Source organism: Stenotrophomonas maltophilia (assembly GCF_001274595.1).
GTDB lineage: Bacteria > Pseudomonadota > Gammaproteobacteria > Xanthomonadales > Xanthomonadaceae > Stenotrophomonas > Stenotrophomonas forensis.
Genome location: NZ_CP011010.1, coordinates 1,792,479 through 1,815,456 on the forward strand (window position 1 = coordinate 1,792,479; position 22,978 = coordinate 1,815,456).

25 protein-coding genes are annotated in these 22,978 nt (G+C 66.7%); 19 read left to right on the forward strand and 6 right to left on the reverse strand.

What is annotated here, in order from left to right:
- The first annotated feature begins 59 nt into the window (after positions 1-59).
- From VN11_RS08315 to VN11_RS08340, 6 genes are all read left to right on the forward strand, one after another.
- Positions 60-845, forward strand: coding sequence for a succinate dehydrogenase iron-sulfur subunit (locus tag VN11_RS08315; RefSeq protein ID WP_005409079.1), 786 nt, complete (start codon positions 60-62; stop codon positions 843-845).
- Positions 846-918: 73 nt separating this feature from the next.
- Positions 919-1,167: a succinate dehydrogenase assembly factor 2 gene (locus VN11_RS08320; RefSeq protein ID WP_005409080.1), complete on the forward strand. Its 249-nt coding sequence runs from the start codon at positions 919-921 to the stop codon at positions 1,165-1,167.
- Positions 1,118-1,567, forward strand: a complete 450-nt coding sequence (locus VN11_RS08325) for a hypothetical protein (protein WP_053449392.1) — start codon at positions 1,118-1,120, stop codon at positions 1,565-1,567. The genes VN11_RS08320 and VN11_RS08325 overlap by 50 nt, the downstream gene beginning before the upstream one ends.
- 23 nt (positions 1,568-1,590) lie before the next feature.
- On the forward strand, positions 1,591-2,832 hold the full coding sequence (locus VN11_RS08330) for a lipoprotein-releasing ABC transporter permease subunit (RefSeq protein WP_006433034.1): 1,242 nt from the start codon (positions 1,591-1,593) through the stop codon (positions 2,830-2,832).
- Positions 2,825-3,538 (forward strand): lipoprotein-releasing ABC transporter ATP-binding protein LolD, encoded by a 714-nt coding sequence (lolD, locus tag VN11_RS08335; protein ID WP_053449393.1) that lies wholly within the window; start codon positions 2,825-2,827, stop codon positions 3,536-3,538. Before VN11_RS08330 ends, lolD begins: the two co-directional genes overlap by 8 nt.
- Before the next feature lie 221 nt (positions 3,539-3,759).
- Positions 3,760-4,212 carry a DUF6491 family protein gene (locus VN11_RS08340; RefSeq protein ID WP_008265452.1) on the forward strand — a complete coding sequence of 151 codons (453 nt, stop codon included), beginning with the start codon at positions 3,760-3,762 and terminating at the stop codon, positions 4,210-4,212.
- A gap of 74 nt (positions 4,213-4,286) precedes the next feature.
- On the opposite strand, the gene VN11_RS08345 is transcribed toward VN11_RS08340, so the two are convergent.
- The 3 genes from VN11_RS08345 to ftsY all read right to left on the reverse strand — a co-directional run bounded on the left by VN11_RS08345 (position 4,287) and on the right by ftsY (position 7,052).
- Positions 4,287-4,556 (reverse strand): oxidative damage protection protein, encoded by a 270-nt coding sequence (locus VN11_RS08345; protein ID WP_008268317.1) that lies wholly within the window; start codon positions 4,554-4,556, stop codon positions 4,287-4,289.
- A 5-nt stretch (positions 4,557-4,561) separates the two neighbouring features.
- On the reverse strand, positions 4,562-5,686 hold the full coding sequence (mutY, locus tag VN11_RS08350; RefSeq protein WP_053449394.1) for an A/G-specific adenine glycosylase: 1,125 nt from the start codon (positions 5,684-5,686) through the stop codon (positions 4,562-4,564).
- Positions 5,687-5,768: 82 nt separating this feature from the next.
- The gene (ftsY, locus tag VN11_RS08355) at positions 5,769-7,052 is read right to left on the reverse strand and encodes a signal recognition particle-docking protein FtsY (RefSeq protein WP_053449395.1); all 1,284 of its coding nucleotides are present in this window, start codon (positions 7,050-7,052) and stop codon (positions 5,769-5,771) included.
- 129 nt (positions 7,053-7,181) lie between these two features.
- Here ftsY and VN11_RS08360 point away from each other — a divergent pair, with 129 nt between their 5' ends.
- The gene (locus tag VN11_RS08360; RefSeq protein WP_053449396.1) at positions 7,182-7,481 is read left to right on the forward strand and encodes a hypothetical protein; all 300 of its coding nucleotides are present in this window, start codon (positions 7,182-7,184) and stop codon (positions 7,479-7,481) included.
- A gap of 262 nt (positions 7,482-7,743) precedes the next feature.
- On the opposite strand, the gene htpG is transcribed toward VN11_RS08360, so the two are convergent.
- Positions 7,744-9,636 (reverse strand): molecular chaperone HtpG, encoded by a 1,893-nt coding sequence (gene htpG, locus VN11_RS08365; RefSeq protein WP_053449397.1) that lies wholly within the window; start codon positions 9,634-9,636, stop codon positions 7,744-7,746.
- 611 nt (positions 9,637-10,247) lie between these two features.
- On the opposite strand from htpG, the gene rsmD reads away from it, so the two are divergent.
- The 6 genes from rsmD to VN11_RS08395 all read left to right on the forward strand — a co-directional run bounded on the left by rsmD (position 10,248) and on the right by VN11_RS08395 (position 15,063).
- Positions 10,248-10,826 (forward strand): 16S rRNA (guanine(966)-N(2))-methyltransferase RsmD, encoded by a 579-nt coding sequence (gene rsmD / locus VN11_RS08370; RefSeq protein ID WP_053449398.1) that lies wholly within the window; start codon positions 10,248-10,250, stop codon positions 10,824-10,826.
- A 26-nt stretch (positions 10,827-10,852) separates the two neighbouring features.
- Positions 10,853-11,362 (forward strand): pantetheine-phosphate adenylyltransferase, encoded by a 510-nt coding sequence (gene coaD, locus VN11_RS08375; RefSeq protein WP_006433094.1) that lies wholly within the window; start codon positions 10,853-10,855, stop codon positions 11,360-11,362.
- 60 nt (positions 11,363-11,422) lie between these two features.
- Positions 11,423-11,914, forward strand: coding sequence for a hypothetical protein (locus VN11_RS08380; RefSeq protein ID WP_005409092.1), 492 nt, complete (start codon positions 11,423-11,425; stop codon positions 11,912-11,914).
- A 132-nt stretch (positions 11,915-12,046) separates the two neighbouring features.
- Positions 12,047-12,328, forward strand: coding sequence for a YfhL family 4Fe-4S dicluster ferredoxin (locus VN11_RS08385; protein WP_004153175.1), 282 nt, complete (start codon positions 12,047-12,049; stop codon positions 12,326-12,328).
- The gene (gene ggt, locus VN11_RS08390; protein ID WP_053449399.1) at positions 12,325-14,055 is read left to right on the forward strand and encodes a gamma-glutamyltransferase; all 1,731 of its coding nucleotides are present in this window, start codon (positions 12,325-12,327) and stop codon (positions 14,053-14,055) included. The genes VN11_RS08385 and ggt overlap by 4 nt, the downstream gene beginning before the upstream one ends.
- 120 nt (positions 14,056-14,175) lie before the next feature.
- The gene (locus tag VN11_RS08395) at positions 14,176-15,063 is read left to right on the forward strand and encodes an MBL fold metallo-hydrolase (protein ID WP_053449400.1); all 888 of its coding nucleotides are present in this window, start codon (positions 14,176-14,178) and stop codon (positions 15,061-15,063) included.
- An 84-nt stretch (positions 15,064-15,147) separates the two neighbouring features.
- On the opposite strand, the gene VN11_RS08400 is transcribed toward VN11_RS08395, so the two are convergent.
- Positions 15,148-15,441, reverse strand: a complete 294-nt coding sequence (locus VN11_RS08400) for a PsiF family protein (RefSeq protein WP_053451285.1) — start codon at positions 15,439-15,441, stop codon at positions 15,148-15,150.
- A gap of 125 nt (positions 15,442-15,566) precedes the next feature.
- Between VN11_RS08400 and VN11_RS08405 the strand changes: the two genes are divergently transcribed.
- Together VN11_RS08405 and VN11_RS08410 are read left to right on the forward strand one after the other, a co-directional pair.
- Entirely contained in the window at positions 15,567-15,926 is a 360-nt protein-coding gene (locus VN11_RS08405) for an ArsR/SmtB family transcription factor (RefSeq protein WP_053449401.1), read from the forward strand.
- The gene (locus VN11_RS08410) at positions 15,907-16,386 is read left to right on the forward strand and encodes an SRPBCC family protein (RefSeq protein ID WP_053449402.1); all 480 of its coding nucleotides are present in this window, start codon (positions 15,907-15,909) and stop codon (positions 16,384-16,386) included. Before VN11_RS08405 ends, VN11_RS08410 begins: the two co-directional genes overlap by 20 nt.
- A 63-nt stretch (positions 16,387-16,449) precedes the next feature.
- On the opposite strand, the gene upp is transcribed toward VN11_RS08410, so the two are convergent.
- Positions 16,450-17,082 (reverse strand): uracil phosphoribosyltransferase, encoded by a 633-nt coding sequence (upp, locus tag VN11_RS08415; protein WP_049457648.1) that lies wholly within the window; start codon positions 17,080-17,082, stop codon positions 16,450-16,452.
- Between the two features lie 204 nt (positions 17,083-17,286).
- On the opposite strand from upp, the gene VN11_RS08420 reads away from it, so the two are divergent.
- The 4 genes from VN11_RS08420 to VN11_RS08435 are packed head-to-tail and all read left to right on the forward strand — an operon-like array spanning position 17,287 to position 22,904.
- Complete coding sequence (locus tag VN11_RS08420) at positions 17,287-19,800, forward strand: TonB-dependent receptor (protein WP_428992461.1); 2,514 nt, start codon at positions 17,287-17,289, stop codon at positions 19,798-19,800.
- Positions 19,800-20,915 carry a phytase gene (locus tag VN11_RS08425; RefSeq protein ID WP_053449404.1) on the forward strand — a complete coding sequence of 372 codons (1,116 nt, stop codon included), beginning with the start codon at positions 19,800-19,802 and terminating at the stop codon, positions 20,913-20,915. The genes VN11_RS08420 and VN11_RS08425 overlap by 1 nt, the downstream gene beginning before the upstream one ends.
- Positions 20,912-22,279 carry a purple acid phosphatase family protein gene (locus VN11_RS08430; RefSeq protein ID WP_053449405.1) on the forward strand — a complete coding sequence of 456 codons (1,368 nt, stop codon included), beginning with the start codon at positions 20,912-20,914 and terminating at the stop codon, positions 22,277-22,279. Before VN11_RS08425 ends, VN11_RS08430 begins: the two co-directional genes overlap by 4 nt.
- A 10-nt stretch (positions 22,280-22,289) precedes the next feature.
- Positions 22,290-22,904 (forward strand): inorganic diphosphatase, encoded by a 615-nt coding sequence (locus VN11_RS08435; RefSeq protein WP_053449406.1) that lies wholly within the window; start codon positions 22,290-22,292, stop codon positions 22,902-22,904.
- Positions 22,905-22,978: the final 74 nt, after the last annotated feature.

Here is a 22,978-nt window from a genome sequence, read left to right on the forward strand (position 1 = left end):
CCGCCTACCATGCAATCCGCGCCCACGGGCGCGGGCCGCCTGAGCCAACGAGAGCAGCCATGGCCGAGTTTTCACTCCCCAAGAATTCCAAGATCACGAAGGGCAAGCACTTCCCCGTCAAGAACGGCGGCAAGAACGTGCGCACCTTCAAGATCTACCGCTGGAGTCCGGACGACGACAGCAACCCGCGCACCGATACCTATGAAGTTGATCTGGACGCCTGTGGCCCGATGGTCCTGGACGCCCTGATCAAGATCAAGAACGAGATCGACCCGACCCTGACCTTCCGCCGCTCCTGCCGCGAAGGTATCTGTGGCTCGTGCGCGATGAACATCGACGGCACCAACACCCTGGCCTGCACCCGAGCCATCTCGGACTGCGGCAAGAAGGAAGTGCCGATCTATCCGCTGCCGCACATGAACGTGGTCAAGGACCTGGTTCCGGACCTGACCCACTTCTACGCGCAGTACGCCTCGATCAAGCCGTGGATCCGCACCCAGACCCCGGCACCGCCGGACCGTGAGCGCCTGCAGTCGCCGGAAGACCGCAAGAAGCTGGATGGCCTGTACGAGTGCATCCTGTGCGCCTGCTGCTCGACCAGTTGCCCGAGCTACTGGTGGAACGGCGAGCGCTACCTGGGCCCGGCGATCCTGCTGCAGGCCTACCGCTGGATCATCGACTCGCGCGATGAGGACACCGGTGCGCGCCTGGACGATCTGGAAGATCCGTTCAAGCTGTACCGCTGCCACACCATCATGAACTGCGCCCGGACCTGCCCGAAGGGCCTGAACCCGGCGCTGGCGATCGCCGAGATCAAGAAGCTGATGATGGAACGCCGCGCCTGATACGGCGCCGGGTAGTTGCATGACCCCAGCAGAGCCACGCCATGCGTGGCTTTGCTGTATCTGGAGAAGCACGATGGAAGAAGATGTTCTGCTGAAGAAGCTGCGCTGGCGTTGCCGCCGCGGCATGCGCGAACTGGACCAGTTGTTCGGCCGTTACCTGGACCACGAATGGAGCACTGCGCCGACCGAAGAGCGCGAGGTTTTCCTGTTCCTGCTCGATTGCGAGGACGATAAGTTGTGGCGCTGGTTCATGGGCTATGAGGCCTGCCCGCATGCGCACGCGATCCCTCTCATGCAGAAGATCCTCGCCCTCAAGCCTTGAGTGGCGTCCCTCGCGGCTGCAGGCCGCCGCCCAGCTGGCGGTGCTGCTGGCCGCGCCCTGGCCGCTGCGCGCCTCGGAGCTGCCACCGCGCCTGCTGATCCCTGCTGTGTTGCTGGCCTGGGGCCTTGGCCTGGCCGAGCTGGCCTGGCGGCTGCGCAGGCCGCGCCTGCAGGTGCGGCTGCCGCCGCTTCCCGAGCCGCTGCAGGTGGCCGGGCAGGACATCGAGGTGCCACGGCTGGTGGTGCGTGGTGCCTGGCTGTTGTTGTCCTGGCGTGAGGGCCGACGCCGCCGGCACCTGTTGTTCTGGCCGGATGTGCTCGATTCCGGGCAGCGACGTGAACTGCGACTGGCCGTGGCCGCACGTGCCGTTTCCCGTCGGCCGCGTACGATGGCACCATAAGCTGAATTGACTGGCGTGCCTGCATGTTCAAACCCATCCCCGTGGCGATCGGCCTGCGCTACCTGCGCGCCAAGCGCCGCAACGGCTTCATCTCCTTCATCTCGATGGCATCGATCCTGGGCATCGCGCTCGGCGTCACGGTGCTGATCACTACCCTGGCCGTGATGAGCGGTTTCCAGAAGGAAATCCGCAGCCGCCTGCTGCAGATGACCGCGCACACCACCATCAGCCGCGACGGCGAGCCGATGCCGGACTGGATGCGTGTGGTCGACATCGCCAGCAAGGATCCGCGCGTGGCGGGTGCCGCGCCGTACATCGAGATCCAGTCGATGATCAGCGGCCCGCGCGTACAGGGCGCGATCATCCAGGGCATCGATCCGGCGCTGGAGCCGAAGGTATCGGTGATCGACAAGAAGGTCACCAAGGGCAGCTATGACAGCCTCAAGCCGGGCAGCTTCAACCTGCTGCTGGGCAAGGAGCTGGCGATCTGGCTGGGCGTGGACGTCGGCGACCAGGTACTGGTGACCTTCGCCGAAGTGCAGGGCACGCCTGCCGGCGCAGTGCCGCGGATGAAGCGTTTCACCGTCAGCGGCATCTTCGAAGCCGGCTATAACGAGGTCGATCGTGGCGTCGGCTTCGCCAACATGCAGGACCTGGAGCGCGTGCTGCGCAGTGACGGTGCCACCGGCGTGCGGCTGAAGCTGCACGACATGGACCGCTCGCTGGAGGTGGGCGTGGACCTGGCGCAGAGCCTCGGTGGCGCCTACCGCGTGAGTGACTGGACCCAGCAGAATGCCAACCTCTACCACTCGCTGCGCATGGAGAAGGTGGTGATGGGCATCCTGCTGTCGCTGATCATCGCGATGGGTGCGTTCAACCTGGTGTCCTCGCAGGTGATGCTGGTCACCGACAAGCAGGCCGATATCGCGATCCTGCGCACCCTCGGCCTTACCCCGGGCGGGGTGATGCAGGTGTTCATGGTGCAGGGTTCGCTGATCGGCATCTTCGGCACCCTGGCCGGGCTGATCGGCGGCATCACCCTGACCCTCAACCTCGAACGCATCCTCGGTGCCATCGAGGCGGTGTTCAACGTCAAGCTGATGCCTGAGGACGTGTACTACATCACCGGCCTGCCGACCGACATGCAGACCGGCGACGTGGTGGCGATCACCGTGGTCGCGCTGCTGATGAGCTTCCTGGCCACCCTGTATCCCGCCTGGCGGGCAGCACGCACCCAGCCGGCGGAGGCCCTGCGCTATGAATAAGGTCTTCAACCGCGGCGATGAAGTGATCCGCGCCGAAGCACTGGGCAAGACCTACGCCGAAGGGCGCATGCAGACCCCGGTGTTCGATGGCCTGGACCTGACCGTGACCGCTGGCGAGACGGTGGCGATCATCGGTGCGTCCGGCGCCGGCAAGAGCACGCTGCTGCACCTGCTGGGCGGGTTGGATGTTCCGACCGCTGGCGAGGTCTATGTGACGGGCCAACGTATGTCGGCGCTGTCGGATACCGCGCGCGGCCTGCTGCGCAACCAGGCGCTGGGCTTTGTCTATCAGTTCCATCACCTGCTGCCGGAATTCACCGCGCTGGAAAACGTGATGATGCCGGTACTGCTGGCCGGTACCGCCGTGGCCGAGGCGTCCAGCCGGGCAACGGCCCTGCTGGAGGCGGTGGGGCTCGGCCATCGCCTGGACCACAAGCCGGGCGAGCTGTCCGGTGGCGAACGCCAGCGTGCCGCCGTGGCGCGTGCACTGGTCAACCACCCGGCCTGCGTGCTTGGCGACGAGCCGACCGGCAACCTGGATGACCGCACCGCCGGCACCGTGTTCGAGCTGATGCTGGAACTCAACCGCGCCCGCCACACCAGCCTGGTGCTGGTCACCCACGACCGCAGCCTGGCGCGTCGCCTTGATCGGGTGCTGGAACTGCGCGAAGGGCGGCTGCACGCATTGGCCCACGCTGACGTCTGAGCCGCTGGTCCCGCTTGGGTGGAAGCCGACCTTGGTCGGCTGCTCCTGCGGGGCAAGCGCAAACCAAGGTTGGCGACTACCGGATTCCGGAGTCCTGGGCCTGCCTTGGTGGAGGTCGACCTTGGTCGACCGCCGACCGCCGCCTGAATGGGGCTCCCGGTCGTCGCACGGGCGCCACTCTGGCAGGCGCATGATGGCGACAGTACCCCGAGGAGATCGCCATGAAGACCCCGATCCTGATGGCCGGCCTCTGCCTGGCCCTGGCCGCCTGTGCGACCACCGGCCGGCTCAGCAGTGCCGAGAAGTTGGACCTGTACCGTGCGCATGCCGGTGCGCCGCAGAACGACATGCAGTTCTTCGGCAGCCTCAATGGCTGGACCGAGCTGGGTGACAGCGCGCTGGCGGTATGGACTCGCCCCAGCGAGGCCTATCTGCTGGAATTGAACGGCCCCTGCCAGGACCTGACGTTTGCCACCGCCATCGGCCTGACCAGCCAGATGAATCGCGTTTCGACGCGCTTCGACAAGGTGCTGGTGCGCGACCCTACGGGCGGCCCACGCATGCCGTGCTTCATCAAGAGCATCCGCAAGCTGGACGTGAAGGCATTGCGCGCGTCCGAGCAGGAGCTGCGCCAGGCCCAGGTGCAGGAGCGCGAGGAAGACACGAAGAAATAGCGGGGTAGTGCCGGCCGCTGGCCGGCTTCGGGCAGATGCCGTGTTGCCGGCCAGCGGCCGGAACTACCGGTGTATCAGGCTTCGGGGGTAAAGCCGGCCGGCTTTTCTGCGTCCCTCTCGAACAGGAACTTGACCAGTTCGCCTTCCAGGAACGCGCGGTGCTCCGGCGTGCGGGGCGAAAGGCGGTTTTCGTTGATCAGCATGGTCTGGTGCGCCAGCCAAGCCGCCCAGGCTTGCTTGCCGATGTTGTTGAAGATGCGCTGGCCCAGTTCGCCGGGGTAGGGCACGAAGTCCAGGCCCTCGGCATCGCGTTGTTCGTACTGGCAGAAGACGGTTCGGGACATGGCACTCACTCGTGGTTGCGGGGTTTCTTGGAATTTCGTTTTGGCGCTTTGATGGTGGCGCCATCGAGCAGCTTGCGGATCGGCGCGGGCAGGCCCAGCGCGGGAAGTTCGTCGGCGGCGACCCAGCGCAGCGTAGGTTCCTCCACGCGCAGCCCGTGTACCTGCCGCGACAGTATCTGCAGATGCAGCTTGTAGTGGCTGAAGGTGTGCTGCAGCACCGGCAGTTCCTCGGCATCTTCCAGTGAGCCGTCGACGTGCGCATCGAACCAGTCCTGCAGCATGCTGCCGGCTTCGGCCTGCGGCAGCGTCCACAGCTGCGCCCAGATGCCGGTGTCCGGCCGCTTCTGCAGCAGTACGCGCTGCCGGGCGTCGCGCAGCAGCAGCGCCACCGCTTCGCGTTCGGGCAGCGTCTTGCCGGGCTTGGGCGTGGGTAGTTCGGCAGTGCGGCCTTCGCGGCGCGCCATGCAGTCGTCGTGCAGCGGGCAGATCACGCAGGCCGGTTTCGCGCGGCTGCAGACGGTCGCGCCCAGATCCATCTGCGCCTGGGTGTAGTCGGCCATGCGCCCGGCTGGGACCTGCGCCACATGTGCCTCGGCGATCGTCCACAGCTGCTTCTCGATGGCCGGCAGGCCGGGGAAGCCGTCGATGCCGTGGTAGCGGCTGAGTACGCGCTTGACGTTGCCGTCGAGGATCGCGAATGGGTCGTTCCAGGCCTGGCTGAGGATCGCGCCGGCGGTGCTGCGGCCGATGCCGGGCAGCGCGTGCAGTGCATCGAAATCGCGCAGCAGGTCGCCGCCGTGCAGTTCCACACAGCGCTTGGCCGCAGCATGCAGGTTGCGTGCGCGGGCGTAGTAGCCGAGCCCGGCCCACTGCGCCATCACCGCGTCGTTGCTGGCCGCAGCAAGGTCGGGCAGGGTCGGGAAGTGCTGCAGGAACCGCTGGAAATACGGGATGACCGTGGCCACCTGGGTCTGCTGCAGCATGATCTCCGACAGCCAGACCCGGTACGGGCTGCGCGGGTGCTGCCAGGGCAGGTCGTGGCGGCCGTGGCCGTCGAACCAGTGCAGCAGGCGGGCAACGAAGCCGTCTTGCTGGGCAGTGTCGGCGCTGGCGTGCGGCTGGCGTGGCATCGGTGTTCCGGAGGAGGGCAGCCACCTTGGAGTGGCTCTACCGGTTCCAGTAGAGCCACCCCACGGGTGGCTGCGCGGTGTATCAGCCGCCCAGCGCTTCAGGCAGCAGGGCGTCGACGAAGGCTTCCGGATCGAACACGCGCAGATCTTCCGGGCGCTCGCCGATGCCGGCGAAGCGGATCGGAATGCCGAACTCGCGGGCCAGCGCGAACACCACGCCGCCCTTGGCGGTGCCGTCCAGTTTGGTCACCACCAGGCCGGTCACGTTCACCGCGGCATTGAACTGGCGCAGCTGCGACAGCGCGTTCTGGCCGGTGGTGCCATCGATCACCATCAGCACTTCGTGCGGGGCGGTGGGGTCGATTTTGCCGAGCACGCGGCGGATCTTGCCCAGTTCGTTCATCAGCCCGGACTGGGTGTGCAGGCGGCCGGCGGTGTCGGCGATCAGCACCGAGGTGCCGCGGGCCTTGCCGGCCTGCAGCGCATCGAATGCCACCGATGCGGCATCGGCGTTCTGCCCCTGGGCGACCACGGCCACGCCGTTGCGCTCGCCCCAGGCCTGCAGCTGGGCCACGGCGGCGGCGCGGAAGGTATCGCCGGCGGCCAGCATCAGGCTGTGGCCGTCGTCCTTGAAGCGTTTGGCCAGCTTGCCGATGGTGGTGGTCTTGCCGACGCCGTTGACACCGACGGTGAGCACCACGAAGGGCTTGGCGTTGCGATCGATCACCAGCGGCTTGGCCACCGGCTGCAGGATCGCGATCAGTTCGCTGCGCAGCGCGGCCAGCAGCGCATTGGCGTCGGCGAATTCGCGCGACTTCATGCGCTTGCGCAGGCCCTCTACCAGGTCGGTGGTGGCACCCACGCCGACGTCGGCGGTGATCAGCGCGGTTTCCAGCTCGTCCAGCAGGTCGTCGTCGAGCTTGGGGTTGCGCGAGAACAGGCCGCCGAAGCTGCGTGCGATGACGCTGTTGCGCAGGCGTTCGCGCCAGCCCGGCTTGCCGGCCGGAGCCGGGGCGGCGTCGACCAGCACCGGCAGATCAGCGGCGGGCGCAGCCGGTGCTTCGGCCGGAGTGACCGGCGCCAGCGGCGCGAGCACGGCAGCAGCGGCCAGGGCTTCGGCTTCGAAGTCCTCTGCGGCGATGACGCGTTCCGCAGCCGGCGGTGCCGGTGCGGCGGCCGGCGCTTCGGGCACTGCGACGGGCGCAGGTGCAGGCGTAGGCGCGGCTAGCGGAGCGGCCGGGGCTTCTTCGACCGGGGCAGCGGACGGGAATGCCGCCGCCAGCTCTTCAGCCGAGTAGTGCTGGGTCTTGGGCGCCTCCGTTGCGGGGGCGTCCTGGGGCTTCTTGCGACGGAAAAAACTGAGCATTGGCAAAAGGCGCTGAAATCAGAGGGATATGCTACCACTCGGGCCTGTCGGGCCGATGTGGACTCAAGGACGCGGCCTGCCGGCCGTTAACCGGTCCGGAGGGCTGCGCAGGCTGGCCCGGAGACCGCCATGAACAATGTGATGGGAATGGCCCTCGGCGGAATGCGCGCGGCCCAGCAGGGCGTGCAGGTGGCCGCGCACAACGTGGCCAACCTGGCGACCCCCGATGCCCAGCGCCTGCAGCTGCAGCGTGGTGCGGTGGAGCAGGGCGGAGTGCAGGCTGTGGTGACGACCATCGGCACCGCATCCGGCGCGCCGCTGGGTGACCTGCTGGCGGCCCGGGCCGATGTGGTGGCGTTCGCCGCCAACGCCATGGTGATCCGCCGCCAGGACCAGATGCTGGGCTCGCTGCTGGATTGGGACGCCTGAGGCGACCGGCTTTGGTGGGTGTCAACCTTGGTTGACACGCTCGACCCGCGTTGGTGGGTGCCAACCTTGGTTGGCACGCTCGACCCGCCCTGGTAGGTGCCAACCTTGGTTGGCACGCCTTTGGAGCGCCAACCAAGGTTGGCATCTACCAGAGCAGGAATGCCAACCAAGGTTGGCATCTACCAGAGCAGGAATGCCAACCAAGGTTGGCATCCACCAGCACCCGGTAGCGCCGGGCCATGCCCGGCGACCACCCTGTCGGTCAGGCCGACAGTTCCAGCAGCAGCTTGTTCAGGCGCGCCACATAGGCGCCCGGGTCCTTCAGGCTGTCACCGGCGGCCAGTGCGGCCTGGTCGAACAGCACTCGGCCCAGGTCGTCGAAGCGCGTGCCATCGGCTTCGGCATCCAGCTTGGCGATCAGCGGGTGGCCCGGGTTGATCTCCAGCACCGGCTTGCTGTCCGGCACCTTCTGCCCGCTGGCTTCCAGGATCTGGCGCATCTGCAGGCCCAGGTCCTGTTCGCCGATGGCCAGCACCGCCGGCGAATCGGTCAGGCGATGCGAGACGCGCACTTCGGCCACATCGTCGCCCAGCACCGTCTTCAGGCGCTCCACCAGGCCCTGCTTGTCCTTGGCCGCCGCTTCCTGCTCCTGCTTGTCCGCTTCGGTTTCCAGCGCGCCCAGGTCGAGGTCGCCACGGGCGATGTCGACGAAGCCCTTGCCGTCGAAATCGGTGAGGTAGCCCATCAGCCACTCGTCGATGCGGTCGGTCAGCAGCAGCACTTCCACGCCCTTCTTGCGGAACACTTCCAGGTGCGGGCTGTTGCGAACCTGGCTGTAGCTCTCGCCGGTCAGGTAGTAGATCTTGTCCTGGCCTTCGGCCATGCGGCCGAGGTAGTCGGCCAGCGACACGCTCTGCGCGTCGCCGTCGCCACGGGTGGAGGCGAAGCGCAGCAGGCCGGCCACCTTCTCGCGGTTGTTGTAGTCCTCGGCCGGGCCTTCCTTCAGTACCTGGCCGAATTCCTTCCAGAACGTGGCGTACTGCTCGGGCTTGTCGGCGGCCAGCTTTTCCAGCATGTCCAGCGAGCGCTTGGTGAGCGCGGCCTTCATCGAATCGATGACCGGGCCGGACTGCAGGATCTCGCGCGAGACGTTCAGCGACAGGTCGTTGGAATCGACCACGCCCTTGATGAAGCGCAGGTACAGCGGCAGGAACTGCTCGGCCTGGTCCATCACGAATACGCGCTGCACGTACAGCTTCAGGCCCTTGGGCGCATCGCGGTGGTACAGGTCGAACGGCGCGCGGCCGGGCACGTACAGCAGCGAGGTGTACTCCAGCTTGCCCTCAACCTTGTTGTGGCTCCACGCCAGCGGGTCGCTGTGGTCGTGCGCCACGTGCTTGTAGAACTCGGTGTACTCGGCGTCGCTTATCTCGGTGCGCGGGCGGGTCCACAGCGCGCTGGCGCGGTTGACGGTTTCCCACTCGACTGCTGCACCTTCTTCGCCACCTTCCTTCGGCATCTGGATCGGCAGGCCGATGTGGTCCGAATACTTCTTGAGGATGCTGCGCAGGCGCCAGCCGTCGGCGAAGTCATGCTCGCCGTCCTTCAGGTGCAGCACGATGCGGGTGCCACGCTCGGCCTTGTCGATGGTGGCGACGTCGAAGTCACCTTCGCCGCGCGAGCTCCAGCGCACCCCTTCGCCGACAGCCAGGCCGGCGCGGCGTGAGGTGACTTCCACTTCGTCGGCAACGATGAAGGCGCTGTAGAAGCCGACGCCGAACTGGCCGATCAGCTGCGAATCCTTCTTCTGGTCGCCGGACAGCTGGCGCAGGAAGTCACTGGTGCCGGACTTTGCAATCGTGCCGAGGTGGGCGATGGCTTCGGCGCGGCTCATGCCGATGCCGTTGTCCTCGATGGTGATGGTGTGGGCGGCGGGGTCGAAGCTGACGCGCACGCGCAGTTCACTGTCGCCTTCCAGCAGGGCCGGCTGGGTCAGGGCCTCGAAGCGCAGTTTGTCGGCGGCGTCGGCGGCGTTGGAGACCAGCTCGCGGAGGAAGATTTCCTTGTTGGAGTACAGCGAGTGGATCATCAGCTGCAGCAGCTGCTTGACTTCGGTCTGGAAGCCAAGGGTTTCGGTCTGGGTGGTCTCGGTCATCGATAAGGCTCCATGTGCAATGCCGCGCCAGCGCGTGCGGCCTCGCCAAGGGGTATGGCTGATTGTCCCGAAATCAAGGGGTTGGTCTGGCAGGGTTGCACCCTGCACCCGCAGAGGCCGAAGCAACAGCGATAGCAAAAGCAACAGCGGGCATTCCGTGGGATGGCGGGGCGGTGTGGGTGGGCAGGACACGCCGTAAACCCGTCCATGGGGGCTCGATGGCGCCATCCATGGCGCCAACGGTCCTGCCCACCCACACCGCCCCACCTCTGACAAATTCCCGGTGACGGTGGCAACGGCTGGGCTTCTGATCTCATCAATTCCTTCGATGTCTGACAGATGTTCAGATATGCATGGCGTGGATTCGGACAGATCGCGGAAGTCTGTCGAAGGTGGGGCGGTGTCGGATTGCGGGGTGTCCGCGGCATGGATGCCGCGGCCAAGCCCCCATGGATGGGTTCACGGCGTCCCCGCAATCCGACACCGCCCCGCCAACCCAGGGATAGCCCGCTTTTGACGTTGCTTCGGCCTCTGCGGGTTCCGGGCGCCGCCCGGACGACTACAATCCCCTTCATGCTGAAATTCTCGAACAACCCCCACCGGGGGCGCCGGTGAGCGGCCGTGGTGGCAATGACGGCCAGGTCCGCATCATCGGTGGCCGCTGGCGCAATACCCGCCTGCCGGTGCCGACCCTGCCGGGCCTGCGGCCGAGCAGCGACCGCGTTCGCGAAACCCTGTTCAACTGGCTGATGCCCCGACTGGGAGGGGCGCGGGTGCTCGACCTGTTCGCCGGCAGCGGCGCGCTGGGCCTGGAAGCGGTGTCGCGCGGTGCCGCCCACGCCACCCTGGTCGAGCGCGATGCCCAGCTCGGGCGCAACCTGTCCGCCGCCGTCGCCAAGCTGCAGGCGGTAGACCAGGTCACCGTGGTCCAGGCCGATGCCCTGCGCTGGCTGCAAAGCGCCCCGGCGCAGCAGGCCGACCTGGTGTTCATCGACCCGCCGTTCGCCGATGGCCTGTGGCAGGACGTGCTGGCCCAGCTGCCGCGGCACCTGGCCGCCGATGCCTGGCTGTACCTGGAATCGCCGGCCGGCCACGTCCCGTCACTGCCGGCGGAATGGCTGCTGCACCGCGAGGGCGGCACCCGTGAGGTGCGCTTTGCCCTGTACCGCCGCGCCACTGCTACACTTTGACTTCATCTGAACATCTGCATCCGCCCATGACCGTGGCCAACCGCCGCATTGCCGTCTATCCCGGCACGTTCGATCCGATCACCAATGGTCATATCGACCTGGTGAGCCGGGCCGCGCCGTTGTTCGAAAAGGTCGTGGTCGGCGTGGCGCAGAGCCCGTCCAAGGGCCCGGCGCTGCCGCTGGAACAGCGCGTGCAGCTGGCCCGCGGCGCACTGGGCCACCACGGCAATGTCGAGGTCATCGGCTTCGATACCCTGCTGGCCCATTTCGTCCGTTCGGTCCAGGGTGGGGTGCTGCTGCGCGGCCTGCGCGCGGTGTCCGACTTCGAATACGAGTTCCAGATGGCCAGCATGAATCGCCATCTGATTCCCGAGGTCGAGACCCTGTTCCTGACCCCGGCCGAGCAGCACAGCTTCATTTCGTCCTCGCTGGTCCGCGAGATCGCGCGCCTGGGCGGTGACGTGTCCGGTTTCGTGCCGGCCGCGGTGCTCGAAGCCCTGCGCAAGGTCCGCGAAGCGAAGTCGGCACAGTCGTAAGTCCCGCTGTACCCGCATCCCATTACGTACACCACCACGCACCATTCCGGGAGGAAACCCATGAACACCACCATGCGCGCGATGCTGATCGCTTCGTTGGCCCTGGCCTTCACCGCCTGCAAGAAGGAAGAGGCCGCTCCGGTCGACGAAGCCAAGCAGGCGCTGGTCGCGCCGGCCAAGGATGACGATGCGGGCTGGAAGAAGTACCTGCAGGAAGTGGCGATCCAGAACATGGGCAACATCACCAACAGCCCGTTCCTGTACTACCTCTCGCCGGAATCGGACCCGGACTTCCAGGCCAAGTACGAGCGCCAGACCGAGAGCGCGACCCAGGCCGTGGCCCGTGGCGTGCAGCCGGGCAACATGCTGGCCTTCGGTTCGTCGGCCTCGGGCAAGATGGCTGACATGATCCAGGCCGTGTTCAAGGACGTGTCGCCGGATTCGATGAAGGGCGTGCGCGTCGTCTTCATCGGCCAGTCGGCCGACAACGCCCGCGTGCAGGCTGCGATCCAGCCGACCGGTGCCGAGTACATTTTCGTCGAAGCCAAGTAAGACCGAGCCATGGCGGCCATGCTCCGGCATGGCCCGGGCGGCGTCCTGCAAGGGCGCCGCTGATGACCTGACCGGCCCGCGCGCCCGCGCTGGCCGGTCCTTTGTCCCAAGGCGCGGGCGAGGAGTATCGCCATGTCGCTGAAAATCAACGAGCTCTGCGTCAACTGCGACGTATGCGAGCCGGCCTGCCCGAACCAGGCCATTGCGATGGGTGAAACCATCTACGTGATCGACCCTGCGCGCTGCACCGAATGCGTGGGTCATTTCGACGAGCCACAGTGCGTGGTCGTCTGCCCGGTCGAATGCATCGATCCGGACCCGGAGATCGTGGAAACGGAAGACCAGCTGCTGGCCAAGCTGCGCCAGCTGCAGCACGATCACCCCGAACTCTATGCGGAGCCCCCATCCGAATGAAGACGCTGATCGTCCGTCCGCTGTTGCTGCTCGGCCTGCTGCTGAGCCCGATCGCCTGGGCCGACAGCCCTGTCCGTGCCGAACGCCCCGACGGCGCCGCCATTGCCAGTGGCCATGCGCTGGCCACCCAGGCCGGCATCGACATCCTGGCGCAGGGCGGCAATGCCTTCGACGCGGCGGTGGCCGTATCGTCCACGCTGGCGGTGGTCGAACCGATCAGTTCCGGGCTGGGCGGCGGTGGCTTCTTCCTGCTGCACGACGCGGTCACCGGCAAGGATGTGATGCTGGACGCGCGCGAGACTGCACCGGCTGCGGCAACGCCCCAGGCGTTCCTCGACAAGCAGGGCAACCTCGACCGTGACCGCTCGGTCAACGGCGCCTGGTCGGCGGGCATTCCGGGCCTGCCTGCGGCGCTGGTCGAACTGTCGGCCAAGCATGGCAAGCTGCCGCTGTCGGCGTCGCTGCAGCCGGCCATCCGCATCGCGCGCGAAGGTTTCCCGGTGTACGAGCGCATGGCCAAGGGCTATGCCTCGCGCCGTGAAGTGATGGAGCGCTTCCCCGGCACCCGCGAGGTCTACCTGCGCAACGGCAAGCCGATCGCCACAGGCGATCTGTTCAAGCAGCCGGAACTGGCGCAGACGCTGGAACGCCTGGCCGCCGGTGGCTTCGACGGCTTCTACAGGGGCCAGACCGGCAGACTGCTGCTGGAAGGCGTGAAGCAGGCCGGAGGCAAGTGGACCGCCGAGGAACTGGCCGGATACCGGGTGAAGCAGCGCGAACCGATCGTCTTCAACTACAACGGCTGGAAGATCACCACTGCGCCGCCGCCGTCGTCCGGTGGCATCGCGCTGGCCAGCATGCTGCAGATCCTCGAAGGCTGGGACATCAAGAAGATGGACCCGGCCCACCGCACCCACCTGGTGGTGGAGTCGATGCGCCGCGCCTACCGCGACCGCACCTTCTTCCTGGGTGATCCTGACTTCGTGCAGATCCCGCAGAAGGTGCTGACCAGCAAGGATTACGCGCAGGGCCTGCGGGCCACCATCCATCCAGAGAAGGCCACGCCCAGCGACCTGCTGTCGGGCAACCCGACGCCGCTGGAAGATGACGAGACCACCCACTTCTCGATCATCGATCGCGACGGCAACCGCGTCGGCGCCACCCAGACCGTCAATCTGCTGTACGGCTCGGGGCTGATTCCGAAGGGCACCGGCGTGCTGCTGAACAACGAGATGGACGACTTCGCGCTGAAGCCGGGCACGCCCAACGCGTTCGGCGTGATGGGCTATGAAGCCAACGCGCCGAAGGCGGGCAAGCGCATGCTCAGCTCGATGACGCCCACCTTCATGGAGAACGCCGACAAGGTGGTGGTGCTGGGCACCCCGGGTGGCAGCCGCATCATCACCATGGTGCTGCTGGGCATCCTCGGCTACGACGCCGGCCTGGATGCGCAGCAGGTGGCCGCCTTGCCGCGTTACCACCACCAGTGGCTGCCGGACCTGATCGAAGCCGAGGACGATGCGTTCGATGCCGGCACGGTGAAGCAGCTGCAGGCGATGGGCCACAGGATCGACCTGCCAGGCAACGTCGCTGCCGGTGGCCGCGGTTCCAGTCACGTCTGGGGCAACCTGCAGACCGTGGAATGGGACCGCAAGTCCAACACGCTGTTCGGCGGCAGTGACCCGCGCAACCCGGTGGGCAGCGCCCAGGTCGTGCCAGCGCGCTGATCCGGTTGTGCCGGCCGCTGGCCGGCAATCCGCTGGATCATCGAAACCCCGCCCGCAACGGCGGGGTTTTCCGTTTCCTTTCTAGCGATTATTTAACGAGCCGGCGCCGATAATCGACTCATGAAACTCTGGTCTATTCGTGGAAACTCGCAGCGCCTCGATGGCGGTGCGATGTTCGGCAACGCGCCGCGCGCGTTATGGGAAAAATGGGCAGCGCCGGACGAGCTCAACCGCATCGAGCTGGCCTGCCGTGCGCTGCTTGCCAGCCCGCTGGAAGGCAAGACGGTGTTGTTCGAAACCGGTATCGGCGCGTTCTTCGATCCGCGCATGCGCGAGCGCTATGGCGTGCAGGAAAGCCAGCACGTGCTGATCGATTCGCTGCGCGAAGCCGGTTTCGAACACGAGGACATCGATGTGGTGGTGCTCAGCCACCTGCACTTCGATCATGCCGGTGGCCTGCTGGCGGCATGGAGCGAAGGGCGGGAGCCCGAGCTGCTGTTCCCCAACGCGACCTACGTGGTGGGCGCACAGCACTGGCAGCGCGCCGTGCAGCCGCATCCGCGGGATCGGGCCAGCTTCATTCCGGAGCTGCCGGGCCTGCTGCAGGCCAGTGGCCGCCTGGAAGTGGTGGACGGGGAATACTCCAAGGCGTTGGGGCGCAGCGTGCGTTTCAGCTACAGCGATGGCCACACGCCAGGGCTGATGCTGGCCGAGATCGTCGGCCATGCACATGCCGGCGAGGGTGCGCATGGTGGCGTGGTGTTCTGCGCCGACCTGATTCCGGGCCGCTCATGGGTACACGTGCCGATCACCATGGGCTACGACCGCAACGCCGAGCTGCTGATCGACGAGAAGCGGCAGTTCCTCGAGGACAAGCTGGCGCGCAACGTGCATCTGTTCTTCACCCACGATCCGCAGGTGGCGTTGGCGCAGCTCGGTCGCGATGACAAGGGTCGTTTCGTCACCCTGCATGAGCAGGGTGAACTGAAGGCGCGCGCATTGGGGTAATGAAATGGCCGGGCAATGCCCGGCCCTTCACTGATGCAGTAGAACCACGCCATGCGTGAATGGCGTTCTATCCGGGCGCGACGATTACGACGCCTTCAGGCAGCTGCTCATGAAGGTCTTGCGTGCATCACCGGCCAGCTTCTTGGCGCCCGCATCGGCATTGCACTTGCGCATGCGCTCCTGCTGCGGGTTGACCGCCTTGGTTTCGGTGGCGTGGCCGCTGAGGCAGGCGCTCTGCGCGGTCTTGTAGGCGTCGCCCTTCAGCCCCTTGTTCTTGGCCGAGCAGTCGGCCATGCGCTGCTGCTGCGGGGTGGTGGCGTTGGCGGCCAGCGGCAGGCCGACCAGAAGAACGGCGGCCAGCAAGAAAGGGGCTTTCATCAGGGTGCTCCAGGCGGTGGCGGGTGCGCGGAGCATTCGCTTCCGGCCCGCAAGGCCACGTGAAGAATCGCCGCCCGGTCGCGCCTGCTTGCGTCGGCATTCAGATCGGCGTATTACTTAGCCATATGGGTAAGTATGATCCCGCCATTCAACGGATCTTCCACGCCCTGGCCGACCCCACCCGTTGCGCGATCGTGGCCGCGCTGGGGCAGGGGCCGTGCACGGTGTCGATGCTGGCCGAGCCGTTCCAGATGGCGTTGCCTTCGCTGATGAAGCACCTGGCCGTGCTGGAACGCAGCGGCGTCGTGCGCAGCCACAAGCAGGGGCGCATACGTACCTGCGAACTGGTGCCGGCGCGGCTGGGCCAGGCCGAGCAGTGGCTGGCCGAACAGCGCGTCCTGTGGGATGCGCGTGCCGACCGCATGGTCGATTTCGTCGAAACCCTTCACCGACAGGAGCAGGCTCATGGCCGAGGACGCAAGTAGCAATCCGGACACCGATCTGGTCATCAGCCGCTTGTTGAACGCACCGCGCGCGGCACTCTGGCGGGCCTGGACAGACCCCGAACTGCTGCGCCAGTGGTGGTGCCCGAAGCCGTGGACCACCGAGGTGCGTGCGTTCGACCTGCGCCCTGGCGGGGCCTTCCACACCTTCATGCAGGGCCCCGATGGCGGCAGCAGTGACAATCCGGGCAGCTTCCTGGAGGTGGTGCCGCAGCAGCGCCTGGTGTTCACCTCGATGCTGGGCGCGGGCTGGCGCCCGCAGTCGCCGTGGCTGGGCTTCACCGCCATCATCACGATGGAGGACGAGGGCCAAGGCTGCCGTTACACCGCGCGGGTGATGCATCCGGACAAGGCGCTGCGTGACCAGCATGAGCAGCTGGGCTTCTTCGACGGCTGGAACACTGCCATCGGCCAGCTGGAAACCTTCGCGGCCGGACTGTAGGCCGGAATGCGGGATGGGGTCAGATCCCTTTCGCAGAAAGGGCTCTGACCCCGGCTCGCCGGATCAACCGACGCGGGTACCGAAGATGCGGTCACCGGCATCGCCCAGGCCCGGCAGGATGTAGCCCTTGTCGTTGAGCTGGGCATCGATGGCCGCGGTGTAGATCTCCACGTCCGGATGCACGGCCTTGACCGCGTCGATGCCTTCCGGCGCGGCGACCAGGAAGATGCCCTTGATGCGGCGGGCGCCTGCGCGCTTGAGCATGTCGATGGTGGCGATCAGGGTGCCGCCGGTGGCCAGCATCGGATCCAGGATCAGCGCATCGCGCTCTTCCAGGCGACCGGTCAGGCGCTCGAAGTAGGGCACCGGCTGCAGGGTTTCCTCATCACGCTGCAGGCCGACCACGCTGACGCGGGCGGCCGGGATCAGCGACAGCACGCCGCTGAGCATGCCCAGGCCGGCGCGCAGGATCGGCACCACGGTGATCTTGGCGCCGGCAATGCGCTGCACGGTGACCGGGCCGGCCCAGCCGGGCAGGGTGTGCGGCTCGGTGTCCAGGTCGGCGGTGGCCTCGTAGGCCAGCAGCGTGCCCAGCTCATTGGCCAGTTCACGGAAATCCTTGGTGCTGAGCGCGGCGTTGCGCATCAGGCCGATCTTGTGCTGCACCAGCGGGTGGCGCACTTCGACGATCTTCATGGTCGGGAAGGGGAAAAGGAGAGAGGACGCCATTTTGCCGGATCGGTGGGCCGAACCCAAACCCGCGCTTCGTCAAATGTGCAGATCCATGTCATGGCCATGCAACCTTGCGGACATACCGTGCAGACCCATTCTTAACAGGAATGGGGATTCCCAGTGCATATCAAGACTCCGTTGGCCGTTGCCATCACCCTGACCCTGGCGATGGGGGCGGCTGCACCGCTGCAGGCCGCCGGGCAGCAGGCGGTTGCCGCCACCGGCGCGGTGGCCGCCGACGCGGTCGACCTCGACCGCATCGAAGTGCGTGCGCAGCTCGAATCGCAGATCCGCGCGGTCGACCTCAAGCGCAGCAGCGATGCCATCGAGGACGCCGTGTCCTCCGATGCGCTGGGCCAGTACCCGGACAAGAATGTGGCCGAGTCGCTGCAGCGCCTGCCGGGCGTCAGCGTGACCCGTGACCAGGGCGAAGGCCGCTTCGTGGTCATCCGTGGCCTGGACGCCAACCTCAACAGCGTCAGTGTCGATGGCATCGCCATTGGCACGCCGGAGGATTCCAGCCGCGCCGCGCCGCTGGACGTCATCCCGTCCGATTCCACCGAGCGCCTGCGCGTGGTCAAGTCGCCAACCCCGGACATGCCGGGCGATGCCATTGGTGGCGCGGTGCTGGTGGAGTCGGCCTCGGCCTTCGACCGCGACGGTCGCAGCCTGCGCGCCAAGATCGAGGGCAGCCACCAGCAGCTGTCCGGCGAGACCAGCCCCAAGGCCGCTTTCAACTACAGCGAAGTGTTCAACGACACCTTCGGCGTGGCACTGGGCGTGAACTACCAGAAGCGCAAGTTCGAGTCGGACAACACCGAAGTGGAATACGACGGCGAGGACGATGCCGCACCTGGCGACGTCACCGCGATCAACCTGCAGCACCGCAAGTACGAGATCGAACGCAAGCGCATCGGAGCCAACCTCAACCTCGACTGGCGCCCGAACGAAGACAGCAAGTACTACCTGCGCACGCTGTACAGCCAGTTCGACGATGCCGAAACCCGCCAGCGGGTGATCTTCAACTTCGACGACGCGAAGATGGTCAAGACCGGCACCGACCAGTACCGCCTGGATGGCATGCCGAAGGATTCGATCGACAAGCGCATGCGCTACCGCACCAAGAAGGAAAACACCTTTGCGGCAAGCCTGGGCGGCGAGAACAAGCTGACCAATGCCGTGGTCGATTACAAGGTGGGCTACACCCGCACCGAAGAGCGCGTGAACGACGAGATGGAGGCCCGCTTCAAGCTCAACGGCGCGCCGTTCAACGGCACCCTGGACCAGCGCAGTCGACTGCCCAGCTACAGTTTCGACAACCCGCAGTGGCTGGACAACGGCAACTACGCGTTCGACCGCTTCGTGCTCTCGCCCAAGCAGGTCAATGACAAGGAACACAGCGCGCAGGTCAACGTGCGCTTCGACGGCGACAGCGGCAGCATCAAGATCGGCCTGCTGGGCCGCTGGCGCGACCGCGACGTCAACGTTGATGAGAGCGAGCTGCGCGTCGGCCCGAAGGTGGCGCTGTCGAGCTGGACCACCTCCTCGCCGGAGCATCGCCACGGCAACATGGGTGACGGTATGGATTCGGCCGCGATGCGCGCGTTCTGGGCGGCCAATGGCAGCCAGTACAGTGCGCGGCCGCAGGACCTTGGCGGCAACGCAATGACCTCGCTGGAAGAAGACTACGTGGCCAGCGAGGACATCTTCGCCAGCTACGCGATGGGTACCTGGGACATCGGCGCACTGCGCATCATCGGCGGCGTGCGCGTGGAAAACACCCAGTTCAAGGCCACCGGCAACCAGGTGGACGTGGCGGCCAACGGCCGCAGCTTCACCGTCACCCCGCGCGTGGCCAACAGCAGCTACACCAACGTGCTGCCGGGCCTGCACCTGCGCTACGACGTCGCAGACGACTGGGTGCTGCGCGCTTCGGCCAACAAGACCGTCTCGCGCCCGTCGTTCGGTGACATTTCGCCGCGCGTGGGCTACAGCCGCGGCGACGAGGAAGTACGGCTGGGCAATCCGGAGCTGGATCCGTACGAATCGAAGAACATCGATCTGTCCGTCGAGAAGTACATCGGCAGCACCGGCATCGTGTCGCTGGGCCTGTTCCACAAGTCGATCGACGGTTACATCGTGGAAACCGTGCGCACCAATGACCCGGACTATGGCGGCTTCGACGTGACCCAGCCGATCAACGGCCGCAAGGCCACCGTGCGCGGTGCGGAGTTCAACTGGCAGCAGCAGCTGGCGTTCCTGTCGGCCGGCCTGGACGGGCTGCTGGTCGGTGCCAGTGGCACCTGGCTCGACACCACGTTCGATGCCGGCATCAAGGATCGTGCGGGCGAAGACTTCACCCTGCCGCGCGCCTCCAAGCACGTCTACAGCGCGCACGTCGGCTATGAGAAGTACGGCCTGAGCACGCGGCTGGCGGCGGTGTACCGCAGCGAGTACCTGGACAGCATCGGCAAGGGACGCGCGTTCGACATCTACGTGGCGCCCAACACCCAGCTCGACTTCTCGCTGGACTACAAGTTCACCTCGCGCGTGAGCATGTATTTCGAAGCGCAGAACCTGCTGGACAAGCCGCTTGAGCTGTACCAGGGCACGCGCTCGCGCACCCTGCAGATGGAAGAGTACGGCCGCACCTACGCGCTGGGCCTGAAGGTGGCACTGTGATGGGGCGTGGCATCACCGTCCTGGCCGCCGCACTGGTGGCCAGCCTGGCGGCCGGCTGTACGCCGGCCACGGGCAATGATCCGGCGGCAGCCGCGACGGCAGCGAAGGCCACCCGTGAGCGTGCGGTGGCCACCATCGCCGAGGCGTTCCTTTCGCCGATGACGCCGGCCGACAACATCGATTCGCCGGCGGCCTGGCGTGCCCCTGACGGCACGCTGTGGCTGATCGCCACCGCCAAGGCCACCGACAAGCTGGTGGTCTACGACGGCAGCACCGGCCAGCATCTGCGTGACGTTGGCAGCAGCGGTACCGCGCCGGCGCAGTTCGACCGCCCAAACGGCATCGCGGTGACCGACGACCTGCTGTGGATCGTGGAGCGCGACAATCACCGCGTGCAGGTGCTGGGCCTGCCGGACTTCACCCCGCTGGCGACGTTCGCTGCGGACGACCTGCGCAAGCCGTACGGCCTGTGGGTCGACCGCCGGGCCGATGGCTACAGCGTCTACGTCACCGACTCCTGGGACAACGGCGAGGATGCGCAGGGGCGCGACATCCTGCCGCCGCTGGCTGAACTGGACAAGCGCGTGCGCCAGTACCACGTGACCCGCGACGGTGCGAAGGTCGAAGCGACGCTGGTGGCGAGCATCGGTGATACCACCGAGGCCGGTGCGCTGCGCGTTGTCGAATCGATCTGGGGCGACCCCGAAAACGATCGCCTGCTGATTGCCGAAGAGGACGAAAGCTACGCCAGCGAGTTCAAGGTCTACACCCTGGCCGGCCGCTTCACCGGCACTACCTTCGGCCGCGACGTGTTCAAGGCACAGGCCGAAGGCGTGACCCTGCGCACCTGTGGCAAGGACGGCTGGTGGATCACCACCGAGCAGGGCAAGCAGCGCAGCGTGTTCCACCTGTTCGATCGTCACACGCTGAAGCCGGTGGGTGCGTTCCAGGGCAACACCGTGGCCAACACCGATGGCATCTGGATGATGCAGCAGCCCAGCGCGCGGTTCCCGCACGGTGCGCTGTATGCGGTGCATGACGACCAGGGCGTGGTGGCGTTCGACTGGGAGAGCATCGCCAAGCAGCTCGCGCTGCCGCTGGAGTGTGGCGCATGAGCCGGCAGTGCGTGATGCGCGCGCTGGCGCTGGGCCTGCTGCTGGCGCTGCCGTCGCTGTCGTTCGCGGCGGCCGAGCCGAATACCCAGGTACCGGCGGGCAGCCACCACTACGCAGCGACGACGGTGCCGGACCGCATCGTCGCCTCGCCGTCGGCTGATCCCAGCCACGCTTTCGCCGTGGCCTGGCGTACCGATGGCAGCGTGCAGGCGCCACTGCTGGAGATTGCGCTGGCTGCAGATTCGCCGGCCATCGAGGGCATCCGTCAGGTGCGTGCGACGACGCGCGCACTGCAGACCGAAAACGGGCTGTCGCATCACCATCGTGCCGACATCGGCGGCCTGCAGCCGGATACCCAGTACGTCTACCGCGTGCAGGGCAATGGCAGCTGGAGCGCGTGGAACCAGCTGCGCACGCTGGCGGCCGCCGACCAGCCGCTGACCCTGCTGTACTTCGGTGACACCCAGAACAAGAACGTGAGCCATGTCAGCCGGGTCGTGCGTGCTGCGCAGAAGGCGGCACCGCAGGCGCGCATGAGCCTGTTTGCCGGCGATCTGGTCAGCGGCGGCGACAACATGGACGACAGCGAGTGGGGCGAATGGTTTGCGGCTACCGGCTGGCTGGCGCAGGAAACGCTGGTGGCGCCGGCAATCGGCAACCACGAGTACTTCGAGGAGTTCGAGGACACCCCGCAGGAGCGCCGCGTGCTGGGCAAGCACTGGTCGGTGACCTTCGCGTTGCCGGGCAACGGCGCCAGCGCAGCGCAGCAGACCAGCTACTGGTTCGATGCGCAGGGCGTGCGCGTGGCCGTGGTCGATGGCACCTCGGCACTCGACCTGGGTACGGCCAAGGCGCAGGCGCAGTGGCTGGACAAGGTGCTGACCGGCAATCCGCAGCCGTGGACCCTCGTGCTGCTGCACCAGCCGTTCTACTCGCCGCGCGAAGGCCGCGAGAACGCCGCGTTGCGTGACGTGCTGCTGCCGGTGGTACGCCGCCACAACGTCGATCTGGTGCTGCAGGGGCACGATCACACCTACGGCCGCCGGGGTGAAGGACACGCTGCGACGCCGCAGTACGTGGTGACCGTGGCTGGGCCGAAGCAGTACCGCCTTTCCGACGAAGCACGCAGGACGATGGATCCGGTGGCCGAGGACACCCAGTTGTTCCAGGTCCTGAACGTCGACCCGCAGCGCCTGCGCTATGAAGCGCGCACGGTGACAGGCCGTCTCTACGATGCCTTCGAACTGCAGCGTGACGCCAAGGGCAGCAAGACGCGAACGGAACTGACCGACGGCCGCGTCACGCCGCGCGACTGCCCCCGTTCGCAGACCGCCAAGGGTCGCGCCGACCGGTGCTGGGAATGAGCGCACGCCGATGACCACTCCCTCTCGCATCCTTCCCCTTGCTGCCATCGGTACTGCCCTGCTGTTGCTGGCCAGTGCGGTGACCGCCGCCGATGCCGTGCTGCATCCGTTCCTGGTGGCCCAGCCGAAGCAGGCCCCGCAGGAAGCGAACCTGGCGGTGGAGATCCCTGCCGGCAGCTTCACCAAGTACGAGATCAAGGAAGATGGGCTGGTGCATGTGGACCGCTTCCAGTCGATGCCGGTCGCCTATCCGGCCAACTACGGCTCGATGCCGCGTACCCTGGCCGGTGACAATGACCCGTTGGATGCGCTGGTGCTGACCCGCGAGCCGCTGCATCCGGGGGTGATCGTGCGTTTCCGGCCGATCGGCTACCTGAAGATGATCGATGGCGGCGAGCACGACGAGAAGATCATCGGCGTGCCCACCGACAAGGTCGACCCGACCTACGCCAACATCCGCGACCTGGCCGATCTGACGGAGATCGAACGGCAGCGCATCGAGGCCTTCTTCCGGGTCTACAAGGACCTGCCGGCCGGCCGCAACCCGGTGCAGCTCAATGGCTGGGGCAACGCTGCCGAAGCACGGGCATTGATCAGCGAGGCGATGCAGCGCTTCAACCGGTAGATCCACGCGATGCGTGGATGCCCCGCCCACGCATCACCTTCACCGTCGCTGGCTATCATGTGCGCCTTCCATAT

Coding starts and splice junctions, on each gene's coding strand:
- htpG (WP_053449397.1), bottom strand. CDS start 9,636: ATGACCGAGACCACCCAGACCGAAACCCTTGGCTTCCAGACCGAAGTC.
- VN11_RS08430 (WP_053449405.1), top strand. CDS start 20,912: ATGAGCCGGCAGTGCGTGATGCGCGCGCTGGCGCTGGGCCTGCTGCTG.
- VN11_RS08400 (WP_053451285.1), bottom strand. CDS start 15,441: ATGAAAGCCCCTTTCTTGCTGGCCGCCGTTCTTCTGGTCGGCCTGCCG.
- VN11_RS08320 (WP_005409080.1), top strand. CDS start 919: ATGGAAGAAGATGTTCTGCTGAAGAAGCTGCGCTGGCGTTGCCGCCGC.
- VN11_RS08345 (WP_008268317.1), bottom strand. CDS start 4,556: ATGTCCCGAACCGTCTTCTGCCAGTACGAACAACGCGATGCCGAGGGC.
- upp (WP_049457648.1), bottom strand. CDS start 17,082: ATGAAGATCGTCGAAGTGCGCCACCCGCTGGTGCAGCACAAGATCGGC.
- VN11_RS08315 (WP_005409079.1), top strand. CDS start 60: ATGGCCGAGTTTTCACTCCCCAAGAATTCCAAGATCACGAAGGGCAAG.
- VN11_RS08395 (WP_053449400.1), top strand. CDS start 14,176: ATGAAACTCTGGTCTATTCGTGGAAACTCGCAGCGCCTCGATGGCGGT.
- VN11_RS08360 (WP_053449396.1), top strand. CDS start 7,182: ATGAACAATGTGATGGGAATGGCCCTCGGCGGAATGCGCGCGGCCCAG.
- lolD (WP_053449393.1), top strand. CDS start 2,825: ATGAATAAGGTCTTCAACCGCGGCGATGAAGTGATCCGCGCCGAAGCA.
- VN11_RS08410 (WP_053449402.1), top strand. CDS start 15,907: ATGGCCGAGGACGCAAGTAGCAATCCGGACACCGATCTGGTCATCAGC.
- ftsY (WP_053449395.1), bottom strand. CDS start 7,052: ATGCTCAGTTTTTTCCGTCGCAAGAAGCCCCAGGACGCCCCCGCAACG.
- VN11_RS08385 (WP_004153175.1), top strand. CDS start 12,047: ATGTCGCTGAAAATCAACGAGCTCTGCGTCAACTGCGACGTATGCGAG.
- VN11_RS08425 (WP_053449404.1), top strand. CDS start 19,800: ATGGGGCGTGGCATCACCGTCCTGGCCGCCGCACTGGTGGCCAGCCTG.
- VN11_RS08330 (WP_006433034.1), top strand. CDS start 1,591: ATGTTCAAACCCATCCCCGTGGCGATCGGCCTGCGCTACCTGCGCGCC.
- VN11_RS08380 (WP_005409092.1), top strand. CDS start 11,423: ATGAACACCACCATGCGCGCGATGCTGATCGCTTCGTTGGCCCTGGCC.
- mutY (WP_053449394.1), bottom strand. CDS start 5,686: ATGCCACGCCAGCCGCACGCCAGCGCCGACACTGCCCAGCAAGACGGC.
- coaD (WP_006433094.1), top strand. CDS start 10,853: ATGACCGTGGCCAACCGCCGCATTGCCGTCTATCCCGGCACGTTCGAT.
- VN11_RS08435 (WP_053449406.1), top strand. CDS start 22,290: ATGACCACTCCCTCTCGCATCCTTCCCCTTGCTGCCATCGGTACTGCC.
- VN11_RS08420 (WP_428992461.1), top strand. CDS start 17,287: ATGGGGGCGGCTGCACCGCTGCAGGCCGCCGGGCAGCAGGCGGTTGCC.
- VN11_RS08325 (WP_053449392.1), top strand. CDS start 1,118: ATGCGCACGCGATCCCTCTCATGCAGAAGATCCTCGCCCTCAAGCCTT.
- ggt (WP_053449399.1), top strand. CDS start 12,325: ATGAAGACGCTGATCGTCCGTCCGCTGTTGCTGCTCGGCCTGCTGCTG.
- VN11_RS08340 (WP_008265452.1), top strand. CDS start 3,760: ATGAAGACCCCGATCCTGATGGCCGGCCTCTGCCTGGCCCTGGCCGCC.
- VN11_RS08405 (WP_053449401.1), top strand. CDS start 15,567: ATGGGTAAGTATGATCCCGCCATTCAACGGATCTTCCACGCCCTGGCC.